General features: G+C 60.8%; 21 protein-coding genes and 1 tRNA gene. 12 read left to right on the top strand and 10 right to left on the bottom strand.

Annotation, left to right across the window (positions count from 1 at the left end; genetic code table 11):
- Positions 1 to 8: 8 nt before the first annotated feature.
- The 5 genes from dapB to mepA form a co-directional block, all read right to left on the bottom strand.
- The gene (gene dapB, locus PYR71_RS04455) at positions 9 to 833 is read right to left on the bottom strand and encodes a 4-hydroxy-tetrahydrodipicolinate reductase (protein WP_275618368.1); all 825 of its coding nucleotides are present in this window, start codon (positions 831 to 833) and stop codon (positions 9 to 11) included.
- Between the two features lie 19 nt (positions 834 to 852).
- A complete protein-coding gene (locus PYR71_RS04450; RefSeq protein WP_275618367.1) occupies positions 853 to 2,640 on the bottom strand; it encodes an ABC transporter ATP-binding protein in 1,788 nt (595 codons plus the stop codon).
- A gap of 124 nt (positions 2,641 to 2,764) precedes the next feature.
- A complete protein-coding gene (locus PYR71_RS04445; protein WP_275618366.1) occupies positions 2,765 to 3,790 on the bottom strand; it encodes a glucokinase in 1,026 nt (341 codons plus the stop codon).
- A 17-nt stretch (positions 3,791 to 3,807) separates the two neighbouring features.
- Positions 3,808 to 4,188, bottom strand: a complete 381-nt coding sequence (locus PYR71_RS04440; RefSeq protein WP_183919201.1) for a methylglyoxal synthase — start codon at positions 4,186 to 4,188, stop codon at positions 3,808 to 3,810.
- 99 nt (positions 4,189 to 4,287) lie between these two features.
- Positions 4,288 to 5,364, bottom strand: a complete 1,077-nt coding sequence (gene mepA, locus PYR71_RS04435; RefSeq protein ID WP_275618365.1) for a penicillin-insensitive murein endopeptidase — start codon at positions 5,362 to 5,364, stop codon at positions 4,288 to 4,290.
- A 246-nt stretch (positions 5,365 to 5,610) separates the two neighbouring features.
- Here mepA and PYR71_RS04430 point away from each other — a divergent pair, with 246 nt between their 5' ends.
- From PYR71_RS04430 to pncB, 7 genes are all read left to right on the top strand, one after another.
- Positions 5,611 to 7,443, top strand: a complete 1,833-nt coding sequence (locus tag PYR71_RS04430; RefSeq protein ID WP_275618364.1) for an extracellular solute-binding protein — start codon at positions 5,611 to 5,613, stop codon at positions 7,441 to 7,443.
- Between the two features lie 150 nt (positions 7,444 to 7,593).
- On the top strand, positions 7,594 to 8,682 hold the full coding sequence (locus PYR71_RS04425) for a microcin C ABC transporter permease YejB (protein ID WP_275618363.1): 1,089 nt from the start codon (positions 7,594 to 7,596) through the stop codon (positions 8,680 to 8,682).
- Entirely contained in the window at positions 8,682 to 9,830 is a 1,149-nt protein-coding gene (locus PYR71_RS04420) for an ABC transporter permease (protein WP_275618362.1), read from the top strand. The genes PYR71_RS04425 and PYR71_RS04420 overlap by 1 nt, the downstream gene beginning before the upstream one ends.
- Positions 9,827 to 11,464, top strand: a complete 1,638-nt coding sequence (locus PYR71_RS04415; RefSeq protein WP_275618361.1) for an ABC transporter ATP-binding protein — start codon at positions 9,827 to 9,829, stop codon at positions 11,462 to 11,464. The genes PYR71_RS04420 and PYR71_RS04415 overlap by 4 nt, the downstream gene beginning before the upstream one ends.
- An 8-nt stretch (positions 11,465 to 11,472) precedes the next feature.
- Complete coding sequence (locus PYR71_RS04410) at positions 11,473 to 12,432, top strand: 2-hydroxyacid dehydrogenase (protein ID WP_275618360.1); 960 nt, start codon at positions 11,473 to 11,475, stop codon at positions 12,430 to 12,432.
- A 198-nt stretch (positions 12,433 to 12,630) separates the two neighbouring features.
- Positions 12,631 to 12,987: a hypothetical protein gene (locus PYR71_RS04405; protein WP_275618359.1), complete on the top strand. Its 357-nt coding sequence runs from the start codon at positions 12,631 to 12,633 to the stop codon at positions 12,985 to 12,987.
- Positions 12,988 to 13,154: 167 nt separating this feature from the next.
- Positions 13,155 to 14,459: a nicotinate phosphoribosyltransferase gene (gene pncB / locus PYR71_RS04400; protein WP_275618358.1), complete on the top strand. Its 1,305-nt coding sequence runs from the start codon at positions 13,155 to 13,157 to the stop codon at positions 14,457 to 14,459.
- Here pncB and PYR71_RS04395 read toward each other — a convergent pair.
- The 3 genes from PYR71_RS04395 to PYR71_RS04385 form a co-directional block, all read right to left on the bottom strand.
- Complete coding sequence (locus tag PYR71_RS04395; RefSeq protein WP_183919209.1) at positions 14,456 to 14,680, bottom strand: CrpP-related protein; 225 nt, start codon at positions 14,678 to 14,680, stop codon at positions 14,456 to 14,458. The genes pncB and PYR71_RS04395 overlap by 4 nt on opposite strands.
- 327 nt (positions 14,681 to 15,007) lie before the next feature.
- Positions 15,008 to 15,217 (bottom strand): KTSC domain-containing protein, encoded by a 210-nt coding sequence (locus PYR71_RS04390; RefSeq protein ID WP_275618357.1) that lies wholly within the window; start codon positions 15,215 to 15,217, stop codon positions 15,008 to 15,010.
- A gap of 122 nt (positions 15,218 to 15,339) precedes the next feature.
- Positions 15,340 to 15,903 (bottom strand): RBBP9/YdeN family alpha/beta hydrolase, encoded by a 564-nt coding sequence (locus tag PYR71_RS04385; RefSeq protein WP_183919211.1) that lies wholly within the window; start codon positions 15,901 to 15,903, stop codon positions 15,340 to 15,342.
- 109 nt (positions 15,904 to 16,012) lie between these two features.
- On the opposite strand from PYR71_RS04385, the gene PYR71_RS04380 reads away from it, so the two are divergent.
- Positions 16,013 to 16,489 (top strand): Lrp/AsnC family transcriptional regulator, encoded by a 477-nt coding sequence (locus tag PYR71_RS04380; RefSeq protein WP_183919212.1) that lies wholly within the window; start codon positions 16,013 to 16,015, stop codon positions 16,487 to 16,489.
- Between the two features lie 245 nt (positions 16,490 to 16,734).
- Here PYR71_RS04380 and PYR71_RS04375 read toward each other — a convergent pair.
- Positions 16,735 to 16,824, bottom strand: a tRNA-Ser gene (locus PYR71_RS04375).
- A 226-nt stretch (positions 16,825 to 17,050) separates the two neighbouring features.
- Between PYR71_RS04375 and PYR71_RS04370 the strand changes: the two genes are divergently transcribed.
- Positions 17,051 to 17,368: a hypothetical protein gene (locus PYR71_RS04370; protein WP_038686170.1), complete on the top strand. Its 318-nt coding sequence runs from the start codon at positions 17,051 to 17,053 to the stop codon at positions 17,366 to 17,368.
- 59 nt (positions 17,369 to 17,427) lie between these two features.
- On the opposite strand, the gene PYR71_RS04365 is transcribed toward PYR71_RS04370, so the two are convergent.
- The gene (locus tag PYR71_RS04365) at positions 17,428 to 17,625 is read right to left on the bottom strand and encodes a hypothetical protein (RefSeq protein WP_275618356.1); all 198 of its coding nucleotides are present in this window, start codon (positions 17,623 to 17,625) and stop codon (positions 17,428 to 17,430) included.
- A 158-nt stretch (positions 17,626 to 17,783) separates the two neighbouring features.
- Between PYR71_RS04365 and PYR71_RS04360 the strand changes: the two genes are divergently transcribed.
- The 3 genes from PYR71_RS04360 (at position 17,784) to PYR71_RS04350 (ending at position 21,487) form a co-directional block, all read left to right on the top strand.
- Entirely contained in the window at positions 17,784 to 18,776 is a 993-nt protein-coding gene (locus PYR71_RS04360) for a BMP family lipoprotein (protein ID WP_064800277.1), read from the top strand.
- Between the two features lie 88 nt (positions 18,777 to 18,864).
- A complete protein-coding gene (locus tag PYR71_RS04355) occupies positions 18,865 to 20,376 on the top strand; it encodes an ABC transporter ATP-binding protein (RefSeq protein WP_275618355.1) in 1,512 nt (503 codons plus the stop codon).
- A 7-nt stretch (positions 20,377 to 20,383) separates the two neighbouring features.
- Complete coding sequence (locus PYR71_RS04350; protein WP_275618354.1) at positions 20,384 to 21,487, top strand: ABC transporter permease; 1,104 nt, start codon at positions 20,384 to 20,386, stop codon at positions 21,485 to 21,487.

Genomic DNA, 21,487 nt, shown 5'->3' with positions numbered 1-21,487 from the left:
GAATGTCGTTATTGGGAAGAAAGCCCGAGCACGTCGAGCATGGAATAGAGACCCGGCTTCTTGTCGCGCGCCCAGAGAGCCGCCTTGATGGCGCCGCGCGCGAAGATCGAGCGGTCGGCCGCACTGTGCGACAGGGTGACGATTTCGCCTTCTCCGGCGAAAAGCACGGAATGTTCGCCGATGACGGAGCCGCCGCGCAGCGTCGCAAAGCCGATCGTGCCCGCTTGCCGAGCGCCGGTATGGCCGTCGCGCACCCGGACCGATTTCGAGGCGAGATCGATATTGCGCCCCTTGGCCGCGGCCTCGCCGAGAAGAAGCGCGGTGCCGGAAGGCGCATCCACCTTGTGCTTGTGGTGCATTTCCAGGATTTCGATGTCCCAGTCAGCGGGTTCGAGCGCCCGGGCTGCCTGCTCGGCGAGCACGCTGAGCAGATTGACCCCGAGGCTCATATTGCCCGACTTGACGACGCGGGCATGGCGGGCGGCCGCGGCGATCCTGGCATTGTCGTCTTCCGAACAGCCGGTGGTGCCGACGACATGGACGATGCGGGCCTGGGCGGCAAGGCCTGAAAATTCCACCGTCGCCGCCGGCGAAGTGAAGTCGAGCACGCCTTCGGCATGCAGGAAGGCATTGAGCGGATCGTCGCCGATGATGACGCCGGTCGGGCCGAGCCCGGCAATCTCGCCGGCATCCTTGCCGACGAACGGCGACCCGGGGCGCTCGACGGCAGCATGCAAAGTCACGCCCTCGATGGAATGGATGAGCCGGATCAGCGTCTGTCCCATGCGCCCTGCCGCGCCGACCACCACCAGTTTCATCGCAGCATCGCTCATTTCGGTCTCTCGTATCAGCTCAGTTTGAATCGGAAGCCGAAGGCCTCTGCAGATTGTTGAGGCGAGCGTAAAGACCGTCGCTGACCTTCGCAAGCGTCTCGTGATTGCCTTCTTCCACGACCCGGCCCTGCTGCATGACGACGATCTTGTCGGCGCGCACAACCGTCGAAAGCCGGTGGGCGATGACGACGACGGTGCGTCCGGTCATCGCCTCGTCGAGCGCCTTCTGGACGGCGGCTTCGGATTCGGTGTCCAGCGCCGAGGTCGCCTCGTCGAGAAGCAGGATCGGCGCATTGCGCACCAGGGCCCGCGCAATCGACAGCCGCTGGCGCTGGCCGCCCGAAAGCGTTACGCCGTTTTCGCCGACCGGCGTATCGTAACCCTGTGGCTGGGCACAGATGAAATCATGCGCATAGGCAAGCCGGGCTGCCTCTTCTACCTCGGTATCGGTCGCCTCCGGCCGGCCATAGCGGATGTTGTCGCGGATCGTGCCCTCGAACAGGTAAGGCTGCTGCGAGACGTAGGCGAGCTGCTGGCGCAGCGATTTCTTGGTGATGTGGGCGATGTCCTGCCCGTCGATCAGGATCTCGCCCTCGCGCGGGTCGTAAAAGCGCGGAATGAGGTTGATGACGGTGGATTTGCCGGCCCCCGAGGGCCCGACCAGGGCCGTCGTCGCGCCCCCCTCGGCGATGAAGCTGACTCCGCTCAGTACGCTCTCATTGCCGTAGCCGAAGGAAACGTTGCGGAATTCGATCCTGGCTTGCGTCACCGTCAGCGGCTGAGCATCCGGCAGGTCGCGCTGGCGCGGCTCCATGTCGAGCAGTTCATAGATCATTCGCGCATTGACGACGGCGCGCTCCATCTGCACCTGCAGGCGCGCAAGCCGGCGGGCTGGGTCATAAGCCAGCAGCAAGGCGGTGACGAAGGAGAAGAAGGCGCCAGGCGGCACGTTGTAATAGATCGAGCGGTAGGCGGCATAGGCAAGCACGCTGGCAACGGCAAAGCCCGCAAAGCTCTCGGTCAGCGGCGAGGTGCGTTCGGAAAGCCGGGCAATCCGGTTTGCCCGGTTTTCAGCACCTTTGATAAGTTTGTTGACCTTGCGTTCCAGCTCCTCTTCCATCGTGAAGGCTTTCACGATGGCGATGCCTTGGATCGTCTCCTGCATGGCGCCCAGCACGTGGCTGTTCAGATGCACGGCTTCGCGGGTTGCCGAGCGCAGCCGTTTGGAAACATAGCGAAGCGCATAGAGCAGCGGCGGCGCCATGATGAACACGGCAAGGCTGAGCAGCGGGTCCTGGAGGACCATCACGCCGATCAGCGAAACGAAGGTCAGGAGATCGCGGACCGTCGACGTGATCGTGAGGTTGAGCACGTCGCGAATGCCGCTGACGTTCTGGCTCACCTGCGCGGCGATATGGGCCGAGCGCGCTTCGCTGAAGAAGCCGACGGAAAGCGTCATCAGATGCGCGTAGAGGCGGCGCTGATATCGCGCGACGATATCGTTGCCGACCTTGGAAAGCGCCACCGCCTGACCGTAGCTCGCAAAACCGCGCAGCACGAAGGCGACGAAGATCGAAAGACAGATGATCCAGACGACGTCGGCGCGGCGATTGGCGAAGGCCTCATCGATGATCGCCCGCATGATCCAGGCAGTGAACGCCGTCGAAAGCGCCACGATGATGAGGCAGGCAATCGCGAAGACATAACCCCAGAGATGGTCGCGGCCGTTTTCAGCGATGATGCGCTTCAGGATGCCGGTGACGGTATCGCTGCTGACGCTCTGCTTTCTGCTTTCCGCCGCTTCCAATAATGAGCTTTCCTGTCTCGACCCAACGCGGCGCAGGGGGGCGACGCGTGCTTTTGGCGGCTCTATAAAGAGTTGGGATCGGTTTGGCTAGAGTGCGGCGCGTCCGGGTGGGACGCGCACTGGATCAGCGCCGCCAGCGGCGGCCTTCCGTCGAGACGCCGAAATTGGCCGGCATGCGCGCATAGGAGGAAAGCCCGGCAAGGGCTGCCAGCGGATGCGTCACTACATAGGTCGGGATGGTGCGAAGCAGCGCAGTATGCGGCGCCTTGTCCTCGAAGGCCTGCCGGAATTCCGGCTTCTTCAGCGCGGGGAGGATCTTCTGCGAGATGCCGCCGGAGAGGTAGACGCCGCCGCGTGCCATGAACACCATCGCCATGTCGCCGGCCACGCGGCCGAGATAGGTAGCAAATAGCGAGACGGTCTCGACGGCGGCCTCGTCGCTGCCGGCGAGCGCGTGCGAGGTGATGTCGGCCGGATCCTTCATCGTCGGCTGGATGCCGTCGACGATGCAGATGGCGTTATAGAGATTGACGAGGCCGCGCCCACAGAGGATCTGCTCGGCCGAGACGCGGCCTTCGATCGTCTCGATATGCGGGAAAATCTCATAGTCTCGCTTGCTGCGCGGCCCGAGATCGATATGGCCGCCTTCGCCTGGAACCGGGATCCAGCTGTGCTGGGCATGCACGAGCCCGCCGACGCCGAGGCCGGTGCCGGGCCCGAGCACGACGCGTGACGCGATCATGTCGCCGGTGGCATTGCCGATGCGCTCGCGGTCTTCATCCGACAGGGCGGCGATTGCCAGCGCCTGTGCCTCGAAATCATTGACGACGAGCACGTCCTCGATGCCGAGACCCTCGATCATCGTTCTCGGCCGCACCACCCAGTCGCAATTGGTCAGCGGGATCTCGTCGTCGTTGATCGGCCCGGCCACGGCGAGGATCGCTGAACGCGGCTGCACAGCGGTCTTGTCGAGCACGCCGTTTTGGATCGCTTCGTCGATCGTCGCGAAATCCGCCGTGCGCACGTTCGGAAACTGCTTCGGCTCGGCATAGGCATCGGACAGGATGGAGAAGCGGGCATTGGTGCCGCCGATATCGCCGATCAGGATCGGGAAGGGCAGCGGAGCGGTGCTTTGGTTCGGTTTTGGCATGGCCGGTTCCGTGCTGATCAGGCTTCGAGGGTGGGAAGGAGCTTTATAGCGGTCGCGTGGTTGAGCGCCATCGGAATGTCGTAGACGATCGCCAGCCGCATCAACGCCTTCACGTCGACATCATGCGGCATCGGCGTCAGCGGATCGACGAAGAAGATCAGCGCATCGACCTCGCCGGTCGAAATCAGCGCGCCGATCTGCTGATCGCCGCCAAGCGGCCCGCTTTTCAGCCTGGTGACGTTGAGATCGGGAGCGGCGTCGAGCACGCGCCCGCCGGTCGTGCCTGTGGCGACGATTTTCCAGCGCGAGAGAAGATGCTCGTTGGCGCGGGCGAACGCCGCCATGTCATCCTTCTTCTGGTCATGCGCGATCAACGCAACGCATTTGCTGCCGGCCATGAAGTCAATCTCCGCCCGAACAATTCAATCGATTTGATCGCTTTATACCAAGAAGTTGCGATTTGAAAGACAGCGCCCTGCCCTCGGTCTCGGGCGGCCTCATTGGATCGTCGGCTTATCGTTCGGAACAGGGCCGACATCCGGCAGCGCCTCATCGTCGTCGGCAGCCGGCGCTGCTGCCGGAGCGGCGGTGAAGGCCGTTGCGGCGGACGTCCCGCCATAGGTGGCGGCCTGCACCGAAGCGACGGAAGCGGCATCGAGCACTGCGGCGCAGGCCTTCGGCAGATCGGAGACCATCATCTCACGCGGCGGCTTCGGCGGCTTGGCGCCGGGCTTGGGCGGTTTCGGTGGCGCCCAAGGCGCCGGTGTGAACCAATAGGCAAGCGACTTGTCGCAGCCGTCTCCGGAGCCGACAGGAGCTTGCGGCGTGCATCCGGCAGCGCCGGGCGGGCATTTGATGCGGATGTGGAAATGCGAGTCATGGCCGTATATTGGCCGAAGCTTACCAAGGTTGGTGCGGTCGCCGGTCCAGGTGTCGCACATCTTCTTCTTGATCGCCGGATTGACGAAGATGCGCTCCACTTCGGGATAGCTCGCCGCCAGCATCAAAAGCCGCGCACGCGATTCCGTCCATACCTTGGGATTGACCGTGAGGAACTTGTCCTTCTGCAGCATGCTGGTGAAGGGCAGGTCTTCGCGCACCTGAGCCGTCATGTGGCGCGCCGGCATCGGGGTGAACCAGATATCAGCATCGAGGCCGATCTGGTGGGAGGAATGGCCGTTGAGCATCGGCCCGCCGCGCGGCTGGGCGATGTCGCCGACGAGTATGCCCGGCCAGCCGGCATATTTGACCGCATCCTGCGAAAACCGTTCCAGGAGCGCAATCATCGCCGGGTTGCCCCAGCGGCGGTTGCGCGATAGCCGCATCGCCTGCCAGGTCGGCCCGTCGGTCGGCAGCGCCACCGCGCCGGTCATGCAGCCCTTGGCATAAAAGCCGATCGGCTGGGCCGCCCCCTGCGTCGGCAGGCTGACACCTGCGAATAGCGCCTTGGCACTGCCCGGGCTCGGCGTCTTCTGCTCGGCGCCGACGTCGCCGGCGGCAAGGCCTGCGCCGATTGCGCCGGCGAGCGCCAGTCTGCCGAATGTCCTGAAAGCTTGAGCGAAGCCGAATGCCATGCTGTTCCCTTGAGAAGTGATTTGTTGCGAATCTAACGTGAAAAGAGATTTTGGTGAATCGATGATTTGCCGGGCGGGCGCCGGAGGCGGCGGTGGCGGATCGCCGCAGCGGTCAAAGGCATCTGCGATCGCTGACGCCGATAAGGGCTCAAAATTTCGCGAGCCCGGCAAAAACCAAACTCTCTCCTGTTTTTCGCCCCTATTTCTCGTATTGTCGAATCTATGAAAAATCAGGGGAAAACGTGAATGGCGGCTCTGTGGTTGAAGATCGGTGTGTTTCTGGCGCTTGCAGGTGTGTTGGCGCCATTGACGGCCGTGGGCCAGGACCAGCCATTTCAGATCGGAAGCTCGGTCGTCAGCGAGATGAAGTACAAGCCTGGCTTTGCGCATTTCGACTACGTCAATCCCGATGCCCCAAAAGGTGGCGATCTCCGTCTGTCCGCAAGCGGTGCCTTCGATACCTTCAATCCTCTGCTTGCGAAGGGCCAGACAGCGGTAGGTCTGTCGCTTGTTTATGACACCTTGCTGAAGCCGGCCGATGACGAACTCCTCGTCTCCTACGGCCTGCTTGCCGAAGGGCTCTCCTATCCAGATGACGTCTCAAGCGCGACCTTTCGGCTGCGCAAGGAAGCGAAATGGGCCGATGGTCAGCCGGTAACGCCTGAAGACGTCATCTTTAGTCTGAGCAAGACCAAGGAGTTGAACCCGATTACCGGCAACTACTACCAGCACGTCGTTAAAGCGGAAAAGACGGGTGAGCGTGATGTCACTTTCACCTTTGATGAGAAGAACAATCGCGAACTGCCGAACATTCTTGGCCAATTGATGGTCGTCCCCAAACATTGGTGGGAGGCGCCGGGACCGGACGGTAAACCGCGCGACATTACCAAGACGACCCTGGAGCCGGTGATGGGGTCGGGACCTTACAAGATCGCCTCCTTCTCGCCCGGCGCCACGATCCGCTATGAACTGCGTGATGACTATTGGGGAAGGGACCTCAATGTGAATGTCGGCCAGAACAATTTCCGCAACGTCATCTACACCTATTTCGGTGATCGGGACGTCGAGTTCGAAGCCTTTCGCGCCGGCAACAGCGACTACTGGCAAGAAACAACCGCTGCCCGCTGGGCGACGGGATATGATTTTCCCGCAGTGAAGGAAGGACGCGTCAAGAAGGAGGAGGTTGCAAACCCGCTTCGCTCTACCGGCATCCTGCAAGCGCTCGTGCCCAACATGCGGCGCGACCTCTTCAAGGACATCAGGGTTCGCAAGGCGCTGAATTACGGTTTCGATTTCGAAGAGTTGAACCGCACGGTTGCTTTCAACAGTTATAAGCGGATCGACAGCTATTTCTGGAACACCGACCTCGCCTCCTCCGGCCTGCCTCAGGGACGGGAACTTGAACTACTGCAGGGGCTGAAGGACAAAGTTCCGCCAGAGGTCTTTACGACGCCTTACACTAATCCGGTCGGTGGTGATCCGCAGAAAAGCCGCGACAACCTCCGCAAGGCTATTGCACTGTTGAAAGAAGCCGGGTGGGAGCTCAAGAACAACAGGATGGTCAACTCCAAAACCGGCCAACCGATGAGTTTCGAGATCCTATTGTCGAGTCCAATGTTGGAGCGCTGGGCGGTGCCGTACGCCAACAACCTCAAGAAAATCGGGATTGATGCGCGCGTCCGTACAGTCGACGCGTCGCAAGCTGTCAATCGCGAACGCACCTTCGACTTCGACATGATCTGGAATGTTTGGGCTGAAACGATGAATCCGGGCAATGAGCAGGCCGACTACTGGGGTTCCGGCTCGGCCAATCAGCAGGGTTCTCGCAATTATGCCGGCATTGCCAACCCGGCCGTCGATGAGCTCATTCGCATGATTATCTTCGCGCCGAACCGCGATGAGCAGATAGCGGCGATCAAGGCCATGGACCGGGTCCTGCTTGCAAATCACTACGTAATCCCGCTGTTCTACCGCGAGACGCAAAACGTTGCCTATTGGAACACCATTACGCATCCGGCGGAGTTTCCGGCCTACAGCCTTGGTTTTCCGGACGCTTGGTGGTCCACCTCGGCAAAATGAGTGGGCTTGCATTGCAGCGGGCCTGGGCTCCAAATGGCGAGCGCGAATCACGACAAGCCGGCGGGGCCGGCAAGGGAAGGCTGGCGGATTGAGCGGCATTGGACTGAACGGCGTGCAGACAGGAAAAACATTCCCGGAGGCTGAAGGCTGATGGGCGCCTATATCATTCGCCGCCTGCTTTTGATGATTCCGACCATCGTCGGCATCATGGCGATTTCCTTCATCGTCGTTCAATTCGCCCCCGGCGGTCCGGTCGAGCAGGTGATCGCCCAACTGACCGGCCAGGCCGACAGCGCCGATCAGCGCCTGTCCGGCGGCGGTGATCTTCTCGGCGGAGGGGGAGGCGAAGAAAGCTCGAAATATCGCGGCGCCCAGGGGCTCGATCCGGAGCTGATCGCCAAGCTTGAAAAACAATTCGGCTTCGACAAGCCGCCGCTGACGCGTTTCGGCGAGATGATGTGGAACTACATCCGCTTCGATTTCGGCGAGAGCTTCTTCCGCAACACCTCGGTGCTCGACCTCATCAAGGAAAAGCTGCCGGTGTCGATCTCGCTCGGCATCTGGATCCTGATCTTCTCCTACGCGATCTCCATCCCGCTCGGCATCCGCAAGGCGGTCAAGGACGGATCGACCTTCGATGTCTGGACTTCGGGCGTCATCGTCGTCGGTTATGCCGTGCCGAGCTTTCTCTTCGGCATCCTGCTGATCGTGCTTTTCGCCGGCGGCTCATTTTACGACTGGTTCCCGCTGCGGGGCCTGGTTTCCGATAATTTCGACCAGCTCGCCTGGTGGCAGAAGCCGCTCGATTATTTCTGGCACCTCACTTTGCCGCTGATCTCGCTTTCGCTCGCCGCCTTCGCCACGACGACGCTGCTCACCAAGAATTCCTTCATCGAGGAGATCAAGAAGCAATATGTCGTCACCGCCCGTGCCAAGGGGCTGAACGAGCGGCAGGTGCTGTATGGCCATGTGTTCCGCAATGCCATGCTGATCATCATCGCCGGATTTCCCGGCGCCTTCATCTCCGCCTTTTTCACCGGCTCGCTGCTGATCGAGAACATCTTCTCGCTCGATGGTCTCGGCCGCCTCGGCTATCTCTCGGTGGTCAACCGGGATTATCCGATCGTCTTCGCCACCCTCTACATCTTCTCGCTGCTCGGCCTTTTCGTCAGCCTGATCTCCGACCTGATCTACACCTGGATCGATCCGCGCATCGATTTCGAGCGGAGGGATGTCTGATGGACGCTACCGCAAATCCTGCAGTCGCAACCCCCGTCAAGCCGCCGCGCAAGGGCCTGCTGTCGCCGACCAATATTCGCCGCTGGCGGAATTTCCGGGCGAACGGCCGCGGCTACTGGTCGTTGTGGCTGTTCCTGCTGCTCTTCGTACTCAGCCTGTTTGCAGAATTCCTCGCCAACGACCGGCCGATCATCGCTTCCTACAAGGGCGAAATCCTCTTCCCGGTGCTGATCGACTATCCCGAGGAGAAGTTCGGCGGCTTCCTTGCCGAAACCGATTACCGTTCCTCGGTGATCGCAGACGAGATTAACGCCAATGGCTGGATGATTTGGCCGCCGGTCCGCTATTCCTACCGCTCGGTCAACTCCAACATTCCGCACTCGGCGCCGACGCCGCCCTTCTGGCTGATGACAAAGGAGGAGCGCTGCTCCGGCTATCCGCAAGGGGTCAACGATCCGGCCTGCACGCTGGGCAATCTCAATTGGCTCGGCACCGACGATCAGGCCCGCGACGTGCTCGCCCGCGTCATCTACGGTTTCCGCATCTCGGTGCTCTTCGGGCTGGCGCTGACCATCTGCTCGGCAATCATCGGCGTGACGGCCGGCGCGGTGCAGGGTTATTTCGGCGGCTGGACCGACCTTTTGCTGCAGCGCTTCATCGAGATCTGGTCGTCGATGCCAGTGCTCTACATCTTGCTCATCATCGCCGCCATCCTGCCGCCCGGCTTCTTCGTGCTGCTCGGCATCATGCTGCTCTTTTCCTGGGTCGGCTTCGTCGGCGTCGTGCGCGCCGAATTCCTGCGCGCCCGAAATTTCGAATATGTGCGCGCCGCCCGCGCCCTCGGCGTCAATAACCGCACCATCATGTGGCGCCATCTGCTGCCGAACGCAATGGTCGCGACCCTGACCTTCTTGCCCTTCATCCTCTCCGGCTCGATCACCACGTTGACCTCGCTCGATTTCCTGGGCTTCGGCATGCCGCCGGGCTCCCCCTCGCTCGGCGAGATGATCGCCCAGGGCAAGACCAACCTGCAGGCGCCATGGCTCGGGCTGACGGCGTTCTTTACCATGTCGATCATGCTGTCCCTGCTGATCTTCATCGGCGAAGCCGTGCGCGACGCCTTCGACCCGAGGAAGACGTTCCGATGAATGACATGACAGAACCGCTCCTTTCCGTCCGCGATCTCTCGGTTGCCTTTCATCAGGGCGGCGACACCTCGCTTGCCGTCGATCGCATCTCCTTCGATATCGCCAAGGGCGAGGTGGTCGCGCTCGTCGGCGAATCCGGTTCCGGCAAGTCGGTCTCGGCCAATTCGATCCTGAAGCTTCTGCCCTATCCCACCGCAAGCCATCCGTCCGGCGAGATCCTGTTCAAGGGCAAGGATCTCTTGAAGGCGTCGGAGCGGGAGTTGCGTGAGGTTCGCGGCAACGACATCACCATGATCTTCCAGGAGCCGATGACCTCCCTCAATCCGCTTCAGACGATCGAGAAGCAGATCGCCGAAATCCTCGCCCTGCACCAGGGCATCACCGGCCAGCCGGCGCGCCAGCGCGTGCTGGACCTGTTGAACCAGGTCGGCATCCGCGAGCCGGAAAAGCGGTTGAAGGCCTATCCGCACGAACTGTCCGGCGGCCAGCGCCAGCGCGTCATGATCGCCATGGCGCTCGCCAACCGGCCGGAATTGCTGATCGCCGACGAGCCGACCACGGCGCTCGATGTCACCGTGCAGGCGCAGATCCTCGAACTGCTGCGGCAATTGAAGGCGGCGCACGGCATGTCGCTGCTGTTCATCACCCATGATCTCGGCATCGTACGCAAATTCGCCGATCGCGTCTGCGTCATGACCAAGGGCAGGATCGTCGAGACGGGAACCGTCACGGAGGTGTTCGCCAATCCGAAGCACGATTATACCCGGCATCTCCTTGCTTCCGAGCCGCGCGGCGAGCCGCCGCTTGCCGATCCGTCGAAGCCGGTGGTGATGGAAGGTTCCGACATTCGCGTCTGGTTCCCGATTAAGGCGGGGCTGATGCGCCGCGTCGTCGACCACGTCAAGGCAGTCGACGGCATTGATCTTTCGCTACGCGCCGGGCAGACGCTCGGCGTCGTCGGCGAGTCCGGTTCCGGCAAGACCACGCTCGGCCTGGCGCTCACGCGGCTGATCTCCTCGCAAGGGCGGATCGCTTTCGTCGGCAAGGACATAGCCGTCTATTCGTTCAGCGAGATGCGGCCGCTGCGGAATCAGCTGCAGATCGTCTTCCAGGATCCTTACGGCTCGTTGAGCCCGCGCATGTCGGTCGGCGATATCATTGCCGAAGGGCTGAAGGTGCATGAGCGCTCCTTGAGCGCGGAAGAGCGCGACCAGCGCGTCTGCTGGGCGCTGGAGGAGGTCGGTCTCGACCCTCTGACCCGGTGGCGTTACCCGCATGAGTTTTCCGGAGGCCAACGCCAGCGCATCGCCATTGCCCGCGCCATGGTGCTCAAACCGCGCTTCGTCATGCTCGACGAGCCGACCTCGGCGCTCGATATGAGCGTCCAGGCCCAGGTCGTCGATCTCCTGCGCGACCTGCAGAAGAAGCACGACCTCGCCTATCTCTTCATCAGCCATGATCTGAAGGTGGTGAAGGCGCTTGCCAACGACGTCATCGTCATGCGTTTCGGCAAGGTGGTGGAGCAGGGGCCTTCCTCGGAAATCTTCCGTGCTCCGAAGGACGATTACACCAAGGCGCTGATGGCCGCCGCCTTCAACATCGAGGCGGTGCCGACGCCCGCCGTGCAGCAGTAAAGAACATCATGTCCACACCCTCTCCTGTTCTCGTCGACATAAAGTTCAATCCCGAAGGCGTCGCCCGCGTGCTGAAAACGGCCTTTGCCGACCGCGGCAGCATCAATCTCGCCGATCCGGCCGATCGCATGCGGGATCTGCGAGCGGCCGAATACGCGCTTGTCTGGAAGCCTGATGCCGATCTTTTCAACCGGGCTCCGAACCTCAAGGTCATCTTCTCGGGCGGCGCCGGCGTCGACCATATCATCGGCATGGATGGCCTGCCTGACATACCGATCGTTCGTTTCGTCGACCGCAGCCTGACCACCCGCATGAGCGAATGGGTAGTGATGCAATGCCTGATGCATCTGCGCGGGCAATACGCCCACGATATCAGCCAGCGGCGGCGCGAATGGGCCAAATTGATCGCGCCCGAAGCAGCGGAGGTGACGGTCGGCGTCATGGGCCTCGGCGTGCTCGGGCAGGACGCGGTCGCCAAGCTGAAAGTGATGGGTTTCAACGTCATCGGCTGGTCGCGCACCCGCAAAGAGATCGACGGCGTCGAGACCTTCGACGCGCGCCAACTGGACGGCTTCCTCGCCAGGACCGACATTCTCGTCGGTCTGTTGCCGCTGACACCAGACACTACGGGTTTCTATGATAGCGGGCTATTTAGGAAGCTCCGCCGCGACGGTGCGCTTGGACGCCCGGTCTTCATCAATGCCGGCCGCGGCCGCAGCCAAGTCGAGGCCGATATCGTCTCGGCGGTCCGGAGCCGCATCCTCGGCGGCGCCTCGCTTGATGTTTTCGAGGCGGAGCCCTTAGCATCAGATAACCCGCTGTGGGCGTTGGAGAACGTCTTCATTACCCCGCATGACGCGGCGGTCTCCGAAGAGAACGCGCTGTTCCGTCATGTCGAGACACAGATCGCCCGCTTCGAGCGCGGTGAACCGCTGCAATTCGTGATCGACCGCACCGCCGGCTATTGAGCGCCCGGAACCTTCGAGACGACTGACCGTTTTCTCTGCGAACGTTTTGCGGTCGGATCGGCCGCTAGAACAGGATGATTTTAGGCCCGGTCGGCCTAAAATCTGAATCCTGTTCTAAATTAAAGAGTTAGAGCATGATGTCGTCCGAAAACCGCTCACACTTTTCGGCATCATGCTCTAAGGCAGCGGAAGGAGACGATGATGGCGCATCAGACGGAAACACGCTGGGAAAAATCCGACGGCAAGCTTCACAAGGAAGAGCAGATCCCGCCGGTCAAGGCAAAACAGGGGCGCATGGGATACCGGATCCTCACGGTGCTGCTCGTCGCGCTGATCCTCGCTTTCGTCGTGTGGATCCCGGTCGAGATCTGGGGTAATCGCGAGGCGAACGAGGTGGCGCCACAGCAGCCCGGCCAGCAGCTCCAGCAATCGGAAACAGCACCTACCCCGACGCAGCAGAATAGCAACGCAGTGCCGACCGAGACGCCGGCAACAGCGCCGGCCCCGAATGTTGTGCCTGCGGCACCGGCCCAGCCTGCGGCGCCGGCCCAATAGAGCAATTCCAGATGATCTCCCATCCCGCCGCCGTGCCGCGGCGGGATGTTTATGTTTTATCTGGACTTTGCCCGCCGATTTTTCGATAAGAAGACGCACGAGCCGGTTTCGTGCGCCGGCCCGGACACTTGGCAGCACCTGACCGGATTGGACAGGGGCAGGAATTCATGGCCAAGACCGATATTGCACGACGCGTCTACAATCACGCTTGGAAGCTCGACCCGATCATCCGCAGCCTGATCGACACCGACTTCTATAAGCTGCTGATGCTGCAGATGATCTGGAAGCTCTATCCAGACGTCAATGCCTCCTTCACGCTGATCAACCGGACCAAACGCGTCCACCTCGCCGAGGAGATTGACGAAGGTGAACTGCGTGAACAGCTGGATCACGCCCGTACGCTGAGGCTCTCCAAGAAGGAGATGATCTGGCTTGCGGGTAACAGCTTCTACGGCCGCGCGCAGATTTTCGAGCCGGAATTCCTCGGCTGGCTTTCCAACTTTCAGCTTCCCGAATACGAGCTGTCGAAGAAGGACGGCCAATATGTGCTGGATTTTCACGGGGCCTGGAAGGATACCACGATGTGGGAGATCCCGGCGCTCGCGATCGTCAACGAGCTGCGGTCGCGCTCGGCGATGAAGGCACTCGGCCCTTTCACCCTTGACGTGCTCTATGCCCGCGCCAAGGCGAAGATGTGGTCGAAGGTCGAGCGGCTGAGGGAACTGCCAGGCTTGCGCATCTCCGATTTCGGCACCCGCCGCCGCCACAGTTTTCTGTGGCAGCGCTGGTGCGTCGAGGCGCTGAAGGAAGGCATCGGCCCGGCCTTTACTGGCACCAGCAATGTATTGCTGGCTATGGATTCCGATCTCGAGGCGGTCGGCACCAATGCCCACGAACTGCCGATGGTGGCCGCTGCCCTGGCGCAAACCGACGAGCAGCTGCGCAACGCGCCCTACAAGATCCTGCGCGACTGGAACAAGCTCTATGGCGGCAACCTTCTGATCGTCCTGCCGGATGCCTTTGGCACTGCGGCCTTCCTGCGCGACGCCCCGGAATGGGTGGCCGACTGGACCGGCTTCCGCCCGGACAGCGCGCCACCGATCGAAGGCGGTGAGAAGATCATCGACTGGTGGAAAAAGATGGGCCGCGATCCGCGGCAGAAGCTGCTGATCTTTTCCGACGGCCTCGATGTCGATGCCATCATCGATACCTACCGGCATTTCGAAGGCCGGGTGCGGATGAGCTTCGGTTGGGGCACGAACCTGACCAATGATTTTGCCGGCTGCGCCCCGACCGAAATCTCGGGCCTCAACCCGATCTCGGTCGTCTGCAAGGTCAGCGATGCCAATGGCCGTCCGGCGGTGAAGCTCTCAGACAATCCGCAGAAGGCGACCGGCGAACCGGCAGAGGTCGAACGTTACCTGAAATTCTTCGGCACCGAGGACAGGGTCGATCAGACCGTCCTGGTTTAGGCTCGCCGCGCCGCACGGCCGTCCCGGGGCATATCGATGTGCCCGGCCATCGCGTCCTCGATTGACCAGCCGAAGCGCCAGGCGTCGAACATCGAAAACCATTCCTGCAGGTCGGTGATCGGCAGGACATCCGGTTTCGACATCGGATTGTCGGCCAGACTGCGGCCGAGCGAACGGTCGCGTGCACCGCGTTCCTGCATCTCAAGCAGATCGTCGAACATCGTCACCCCCTCTTTAGACGGGGTTTATGCAATCATGCTAATGAAGCATTGTCGAGTCCGGATGCGACGATTTCGGTTTTTCACAGGATTAGCCCTAATTTGCTATCTCGATGCTGAGTTGACGGGGAGGCCCGGCTTCCTGGCTGGGGTCCGCCGCCGAGCCTCCCGGCTGGCCGATCTTCAAGTCGGCAGCGCCGACAACTTGGCGCGTTACGGCCGGTGCGATCCAACCAAGATGAGATCAATGGTGAACGGTCGGCTAATATCCACCGAATCTGCGCCGATCCCACACGATCCGGCAGGTCGGTTGCGGCATTCCTCGACTGTTCACGCAGCCAGCCTGCGAAACCGGGTTCTGATCCGGTCGAGGTAATAATGGCCGGGAGACTGCGCCGCCGTCATCGCATGCGCTTCCGAAGAGGGAACGCCCTCGAACAGCCGCTCCTCGCCATTCCTGAAGCAAATCCTGAGCCGCCCGTCTTCCTGGCTGAAATAGACGGATTTGATGATCTTCGACTTCACCGAAAGTTCTTCCACCTGTTTTACCTCTGGTTATTAATTTTCCAGAGCATACCGCGTCACGTGCAAAGACCCGGTGAAGCGGCATGGTAAAAATTCAGGAATCGCGTGGTGTTTTAAACCTCGGCCATCGCCGAGCTCTATTCAGCCAGATCACACCGATCAGGTTTTGCCAATCCGGCGGCGAAGGCCGTCAGCAGAGCCTTCCCCTGCGTCCACTCCTCAAGGCCGCTTTGCCCGTTGATATGGCCGAAAGCACCGATCTCGACAAGGCCGCTACCCCAGAGATCGGCTCGTGCCCGGGCATGCTCGAGCGTGCCGAAAGGATCATTGGCGCTTGCAACAATCAGAGTGGGGAAGCGCATCTCTTGCGATGGCGGATTGCCGAAACCGGCCGCCTCCTTAGGAAATGAAGCGGACTGCGGATCCGGGACCGCCACGAGAAAAGCTCCGGCAACGGCAAGCGATGAAAGCTGCTGCCAATGCGCAACCAGCAGACAGGCGAGGCTGTGGGCGACCAGCAGCGGCGGGGTTGCCGATGCGCCGACGGCGCGATCGAGGGCCGACATCCAGTCCGTCAAGTCGGGCCTATCCCAATCGCTTGGCTGGAAACGCCGCATTTCCGGGCTCGATATTTCCCAGCGGGTCTGCCAATGAGCGTCGCCCGAACCGCCAATGCCTGGCAATATGATGATGTCCTTCATGCGTTTCCTCTGATCAATCGTGCAGGTAAAAATGATGCATTTTCATTTGCATCGGAATGAATGATCATCGGAAAACCGCGTCCTTCTCCGATGATTTCAAGGTGATCCCATGGCTTTGCAGGAAAATAATCGTGTAGCGCTCGATCCGACCGATGTCGCGATTATCGAGGCGATGCAGGAAAATGGCCGCATCGCAATTTCCGAACTCGGTCGACGGGTCGGACTCTCCCAGCCGGCGGCATCGGAGCGGGTCAAGCGGCTGGAGGACCGCGGCATCATTGTCGGTTATTCCGCCCGCATCGATCCCGCGGCTTTGGGCATTGGAATGACGGCGGTGCTTCGCCTGCGGACGACGCATGAACATATCAAGGCCTGCCTGAAACAGTTTGCCGAGATGCCGCAAGTCATGGAAGTATTGCGCCTTACCGGAGAGGACTGTTTCCTCTTGAAGGTGCTGGTTCCGTCTCCGGGAGAACTGGAAACCATCGTCGATACGATCGCACGTTTTGGCGCCGTGACGACGTCTCTGGTGTTGCGCAGCGAGAATCCGAAGCCGATCGGACGCGCCCTGCTGCAGCGCCCTTAAGAATATCCGGACACTTTATTTAGGTACGGCTTGAATCCAATCGACGCGAGCGACGTGAGAGGCCGGGTTCGACGATGGCGAGGACACGTTCAGGCAGTGCCCACGTTACGCGAGGGGGAGTTATTAGGGCAATCCCGCTCAGTTCGGTGTCGAGAGGATCGCTGGACCGTCCTAGTAGACCTGAGGCAGAGGTATTTGCGTACCGCCGCACAGAGTACCGCGCCGGGCGCAAGATCGACGAAAAATGGCGGACAGGGAGGGATTCGAACCCTCGGTACGCTTTCACGTACACACGCGTTCCAGGCGTGCGCCTTAAACCACTCGGCCACCTGTCCTTTAGCGTTCGCACCAGGAGAGGAGCAAATCGTCGGAACGGCGCGATATATACCGATGAATTTTTGCCGATCAACCCAAATCTAACAGTTTTTTGACTTCTTCCGATAAAACTCGCCTGCGCCCGTCCATTGTGCTTCACCCCATCGATGACTATGTAATTCTCAAGGTGGAGAATGGCGCGGGTTCGCCGGAATTGTCCGGCATATCGAAGCGTCGGAGGAATTGATGCGTTTCCTGTTGCGTCTGGCCAGTCTTGTCGCGCTTGCGGCGGCCGTTATTGCCGGGACCATCGATTCGATCCAATCGGTTGCGGCATCCGCCGTCGTCATGACGCCGATGTCGGAGGCCTGGCAGGATGTGAGCCCGGACACGCTGACCTCGCTGCAATCTGCGCTATCCTACTATATCCATCCCCGTTTCTACGCCTTCATCTTCCAGTGGCTGATGCTCCAGCCGGCCTTTGCCGTCTTTCTGGTGATCGCGCTGCTTCTTTGGATGATCGGCTACAAGAAGCCGCCGATCGCCGGTCGCTTCACGGCTTAATGCATGTCGCCGGAAGTGTGCAGCGGTTCCAGGACAACGACATGCATAAAAACAAACAGCTAAAGCGCGTCGCATGAATCAAATTTGATGCGACGTGCTTTCGCTGTTTGAGCCGGTGCGATCCGGCAAAAGACTAGGTGCATTAGCCCGTCCCTAGTTTCAGCAACGGCCAGCGGATCGGCTAAAAAATCCGCATCCCGGTCGGCGAAATGTCCAAAAAACCGCTCGGCAGAACTGATTTTCAGCAATTGCTGCAAATCTTTACCGCCTGAAAAATTTCTGGTGAATTTTTCCGTGAGCCATGCAAGGATGCGCGCAGCCAGGCCTCCGGGGGGAGGTCGGTGGTTCCGCAGACACGTCCGAAAAGGGCTTGCGGGAGGACCCCAAACAAATAGCAACAACAGGGCTGCAACTCATGAAAAAATCCCTTCTCACCCTTCTTGCCGTGGCTGCCATGTCGACGACGGCGCTGGCCGCCGATGTCAAGCCGGCGCTGGTCTACGGCACTGGCGGGAAGTTCGATAAGTCTTTCAACGAAGCGGCCTATAACGGCGCCGAGAAGTTCAAGGCCGAGACCGGCATTGCCTATCGCGACTTCGAGCCGACGGGCGACACGCAGGGCGAACAGGCCATCCGCAACTTCGCAAGCCGCGGCTTCAATCCCGTGGTCGCCGTTTCCTTCGCCTGGACTTCGGCCATTGAGAAGGTCGCAGCCGAGTTCCCCGACACCAAGTTCATCATCGTCGACTCCGTCGTCGACAAGCCGAACGTCCGCTCGGTCGTCTACAAGGAAGAAGAAGGCTCCTATCTCGTCGGCATTCTCGCCGGCATGGCCTCCAAGACCGGCAAGGTCGGTTTCGTCGGCGGCATGGACATTCCGCTGATCCGCAAATTCGAATGCGGCTATGAGCAGGGCGCTCGCGCCGCCAAGGCCGATATCCAGGTTTTCCAGAACATGACCGGCACCACCGGCGCGGCCTGGAATGACCCGGTTCGAGGCGGCGAGCTCACCAAGAACCAGATCGACCAGGGCGCCGACGTCATTTACGCGGCAGCCGGCGCCACCGGCCTCGGCGTTCTGCAGACCGCCGCCGACAACAAGAAGCTGTCGATCGGCGTCGACTCCAACCAGAACCATCTGCATCCGGGCTCGGTGCTGACCTCGATGGTCAAGCGCGTCGACCTTGCCGTTTACAACGCCTATACCGATACCAAGAACGACAAGTTCACCGGCGGCGTTCAGGCGCTCGGCGTCAAGGAAGATGGTGTTGGCGCTGCAATCGACGACAACAACAAGTCGCTGATCACGCCGGAAATGCAGGCCGCCGTCGACAAGGCCAAGGCCGATATCATCGCCGGAACCGTCAAGGTTCACGATTACACCTCGGACAACGCTTGCCCGAAGTGATCCGCGCCCTGATGTAATCGACGATTGAGATCGGGCGTATGGCGGAGGGGATTTTCGCCATACGCCCTTTTCTTATTTGGAGCCTGCTGTGACAGATAAGCCCGCTATCGAGCTCGTCAGCATCGATAAGAAATTCGGTGCCGTCCATGCCAACAAGGACATCAACCTCACCGTTGCCAAGGGGACGATCCACGGCATCATCGGCGAAAATGGCGCCGGCAAATCGACGCTGATGTCGATCATTTACGGTTTTTACCACGCCGACAGCGGTGAAATCCGCGTCAACGGCAGTCCGATCACCATTCGCGACAGTCAGGCGGCGATCGCCGCCGGCATCGGCATGGTGCACCAGCATTTCATGCTGGTCGACAATTTCACGGTGCTTGAGAACGTCATGCTCGGCGCCGAAGGCGGCTCGTTGCTGGCAAGAGGCGTCGCTTCGGCCCGCGCCGAACTCAAGCGGCTGGAAACCGAATACGGCCTCGAGGTCGATCCGGACGCGCTGATCGAAGAGCTTCCTGTTGGACTGCAGCAGCGCGTCGAAATTCTCAAAGCCATGTATCGCGGCGCCGAAATCTTGATCCTCGACGAACCCACAGGCGTGCTGACGCCGGCGGAAGCCGATCACCTCTTTCGCATCCTCAAGGTGCTGCGCGACCAGGGCAAGACGATCATCCTCATCACCCACAAGCTGCGCGAGATCATGGCGATCACCGATACGGTCTCCGTCATGCGCCGCGGCGAGATGGTCGCCACCCGCAAGACGGCGGAAACGACGGTGGAGGAGCTTGCCGAGCTGATGGTCGGCCGCCGCGTGCTGCTGCGGGTGCAGAAGGGCGAAGCCAATCCAGGTGCTGCCGTGCTTTCCGTCCGCAACCTCACGGTCAAGGACAATCGCGGCGTCACCATGGTCGACAACGTCTCTTTCGAGGTGCGCGCCGGCGAGATCGTCGGCATCGCCGGTGTCGCCGGCAACGGCCAGTCGGAATTGCTGGAGGCGATTGCCGGAATCCGCAAGCCTGTCTCCGGCGAAATCCTTCTCGACGGCCAGACGATCGACAAGGCCGATCCCGCCCGCCTGCGGGACCTCGGGCTTGCCCATATTCCCGAGGACCGGCACCACATGGGGCTGGTGCTGAAATTCGAGGAATATGAAAACTCCGTGCTCGGCTATCACCGCCGCCCGGGCTACAGCAAAGGCCCGCTGCTCGATCTCGATGCGATCCGCAAGGACGCAATGGAAAAGATCGAAAAATACGACATCCGCCCGCCGAACCCGCGGCTGAAGACGGCGAATTTTTCCGGCGGCAATCAGCAGAAGATCGTCGTCGCCCGCGAAATCGAACGCGATCCGAAGATGCTGATCATCGGCCAGCCGACGCGCGGGGTCGATATCGGCGCCATCGAATTCATCCACCGCCGGATCATCGAGATGCGCGATGCGGGCAAGGCGATCCTGCTCGTCTCCGTCGAACTCGATGAGATCCGCGCCCTTTCAGACCGTATCCTTGTCATGTTTGCCGGCCATGTCGTCGGCGAGAAGACGCCCGATGCCGGTGAACAGACCCTCGGCCTGATGATGGCCGGCATTGCCGCGTGAGGCCCTAATGAGCACTGCTTCCGTTCCGCTGCCAAACTGGATCAACTATGGCCTGATCCCGCTTTTGAACCTCATCGTCGCCTTCCTGATCTCCGGCTTCGTCGTCTGGCTGATCGGCGAAAGCCCGCTCGGTGCCCTGTCGCTGCTGCTGGAAGGCGCGCTCGGCAATGGCGAATTCATCGGCTTCACACTGTTCTATGCGACGAGTTTCATCTTCACCGGCCTCTCCGTGGCAGTTGCCATCCATGCCGGCCTCTTCAACATCGGTTCTGAAGGCCAGGCCTATATCGGCGGCCTCGGCTGTGCCCTGGTGGCGCTTTCGCTCGACAATTACGTGCCATGGTATGTGACGATGCCGGTTGCGGTTGTTGGCGCCGCGCTCTTCGGCGCGATTGCCGCCTTCATTCCAGCATGGCTTCAGGCGAAGCGGGGCAGCCACATCGTCATCACGACGATCATGTTCAACTACATCATCGCCTCGCTGATGAACTACCTGCTTGTGCACGTATTGATCGTGCCAGGAAAAATGGCGCCGGAAACCCGGACCTTCCTTGAGGGTGGGCAGTTACCGAAGCTGGCTTGGTTGATGGAGATATTCGGGACAAAGCTCGGCGCTGCCCCGTTAAACGTCTCTTTCATTATCGCGCTGGTTATGTGCTATATCGTCTGGCTTCTTATCTGGCGCACGAAGCTCGGCTTCGAGATGCGCACGCTCGGCGTTAGCCCCACCGCCGCTTCCTACGCCGGTATTCCCTACGTACGGATCGTGATGATCGCGATGATGCTTTCCGGTGCGCTGGCTGGCATGATGGCGCTCAATCCTGTTATGGGCGCGTCTGCACGCCTGCAGGTGGGGTTCGTCAGCGGCGCCGGCTTTGTCGGTATCGCCGTCTCGCTGATGGGCCGCAATCATCCCCTCGGCATCATCTTCGCGGCGATCCTCTTCGGTATCCTTTATCAGGGCGGCGACTGGATCTCCTTCGAAATGCCGAACATCACCCGCGAAATGATCCTGGTCATCCAGGGTCTGGTGATCCTGTTCGCCGGTGCACTAGAATACATGTTCCGGCCGGCGATAGTGCGTCTCTATCAACAGTTCAAGCGAGCCTGA

The organism is Rhizobium mulingense (assembly GCF_029194105.1).
Taxonomy (GTDB): domain Bacteria; phylum Pseudomonadota; class Alphaproteobacteria; order Rhizobiales; family Rhizobiaceae; genus Rhizobium; species Rhizobium mulingense.
The sequence above is the reverse complement of the archived record's forward strand: the minus strand, read 5'-3'. Positions and strand labels throughout refer to the sequence as shown.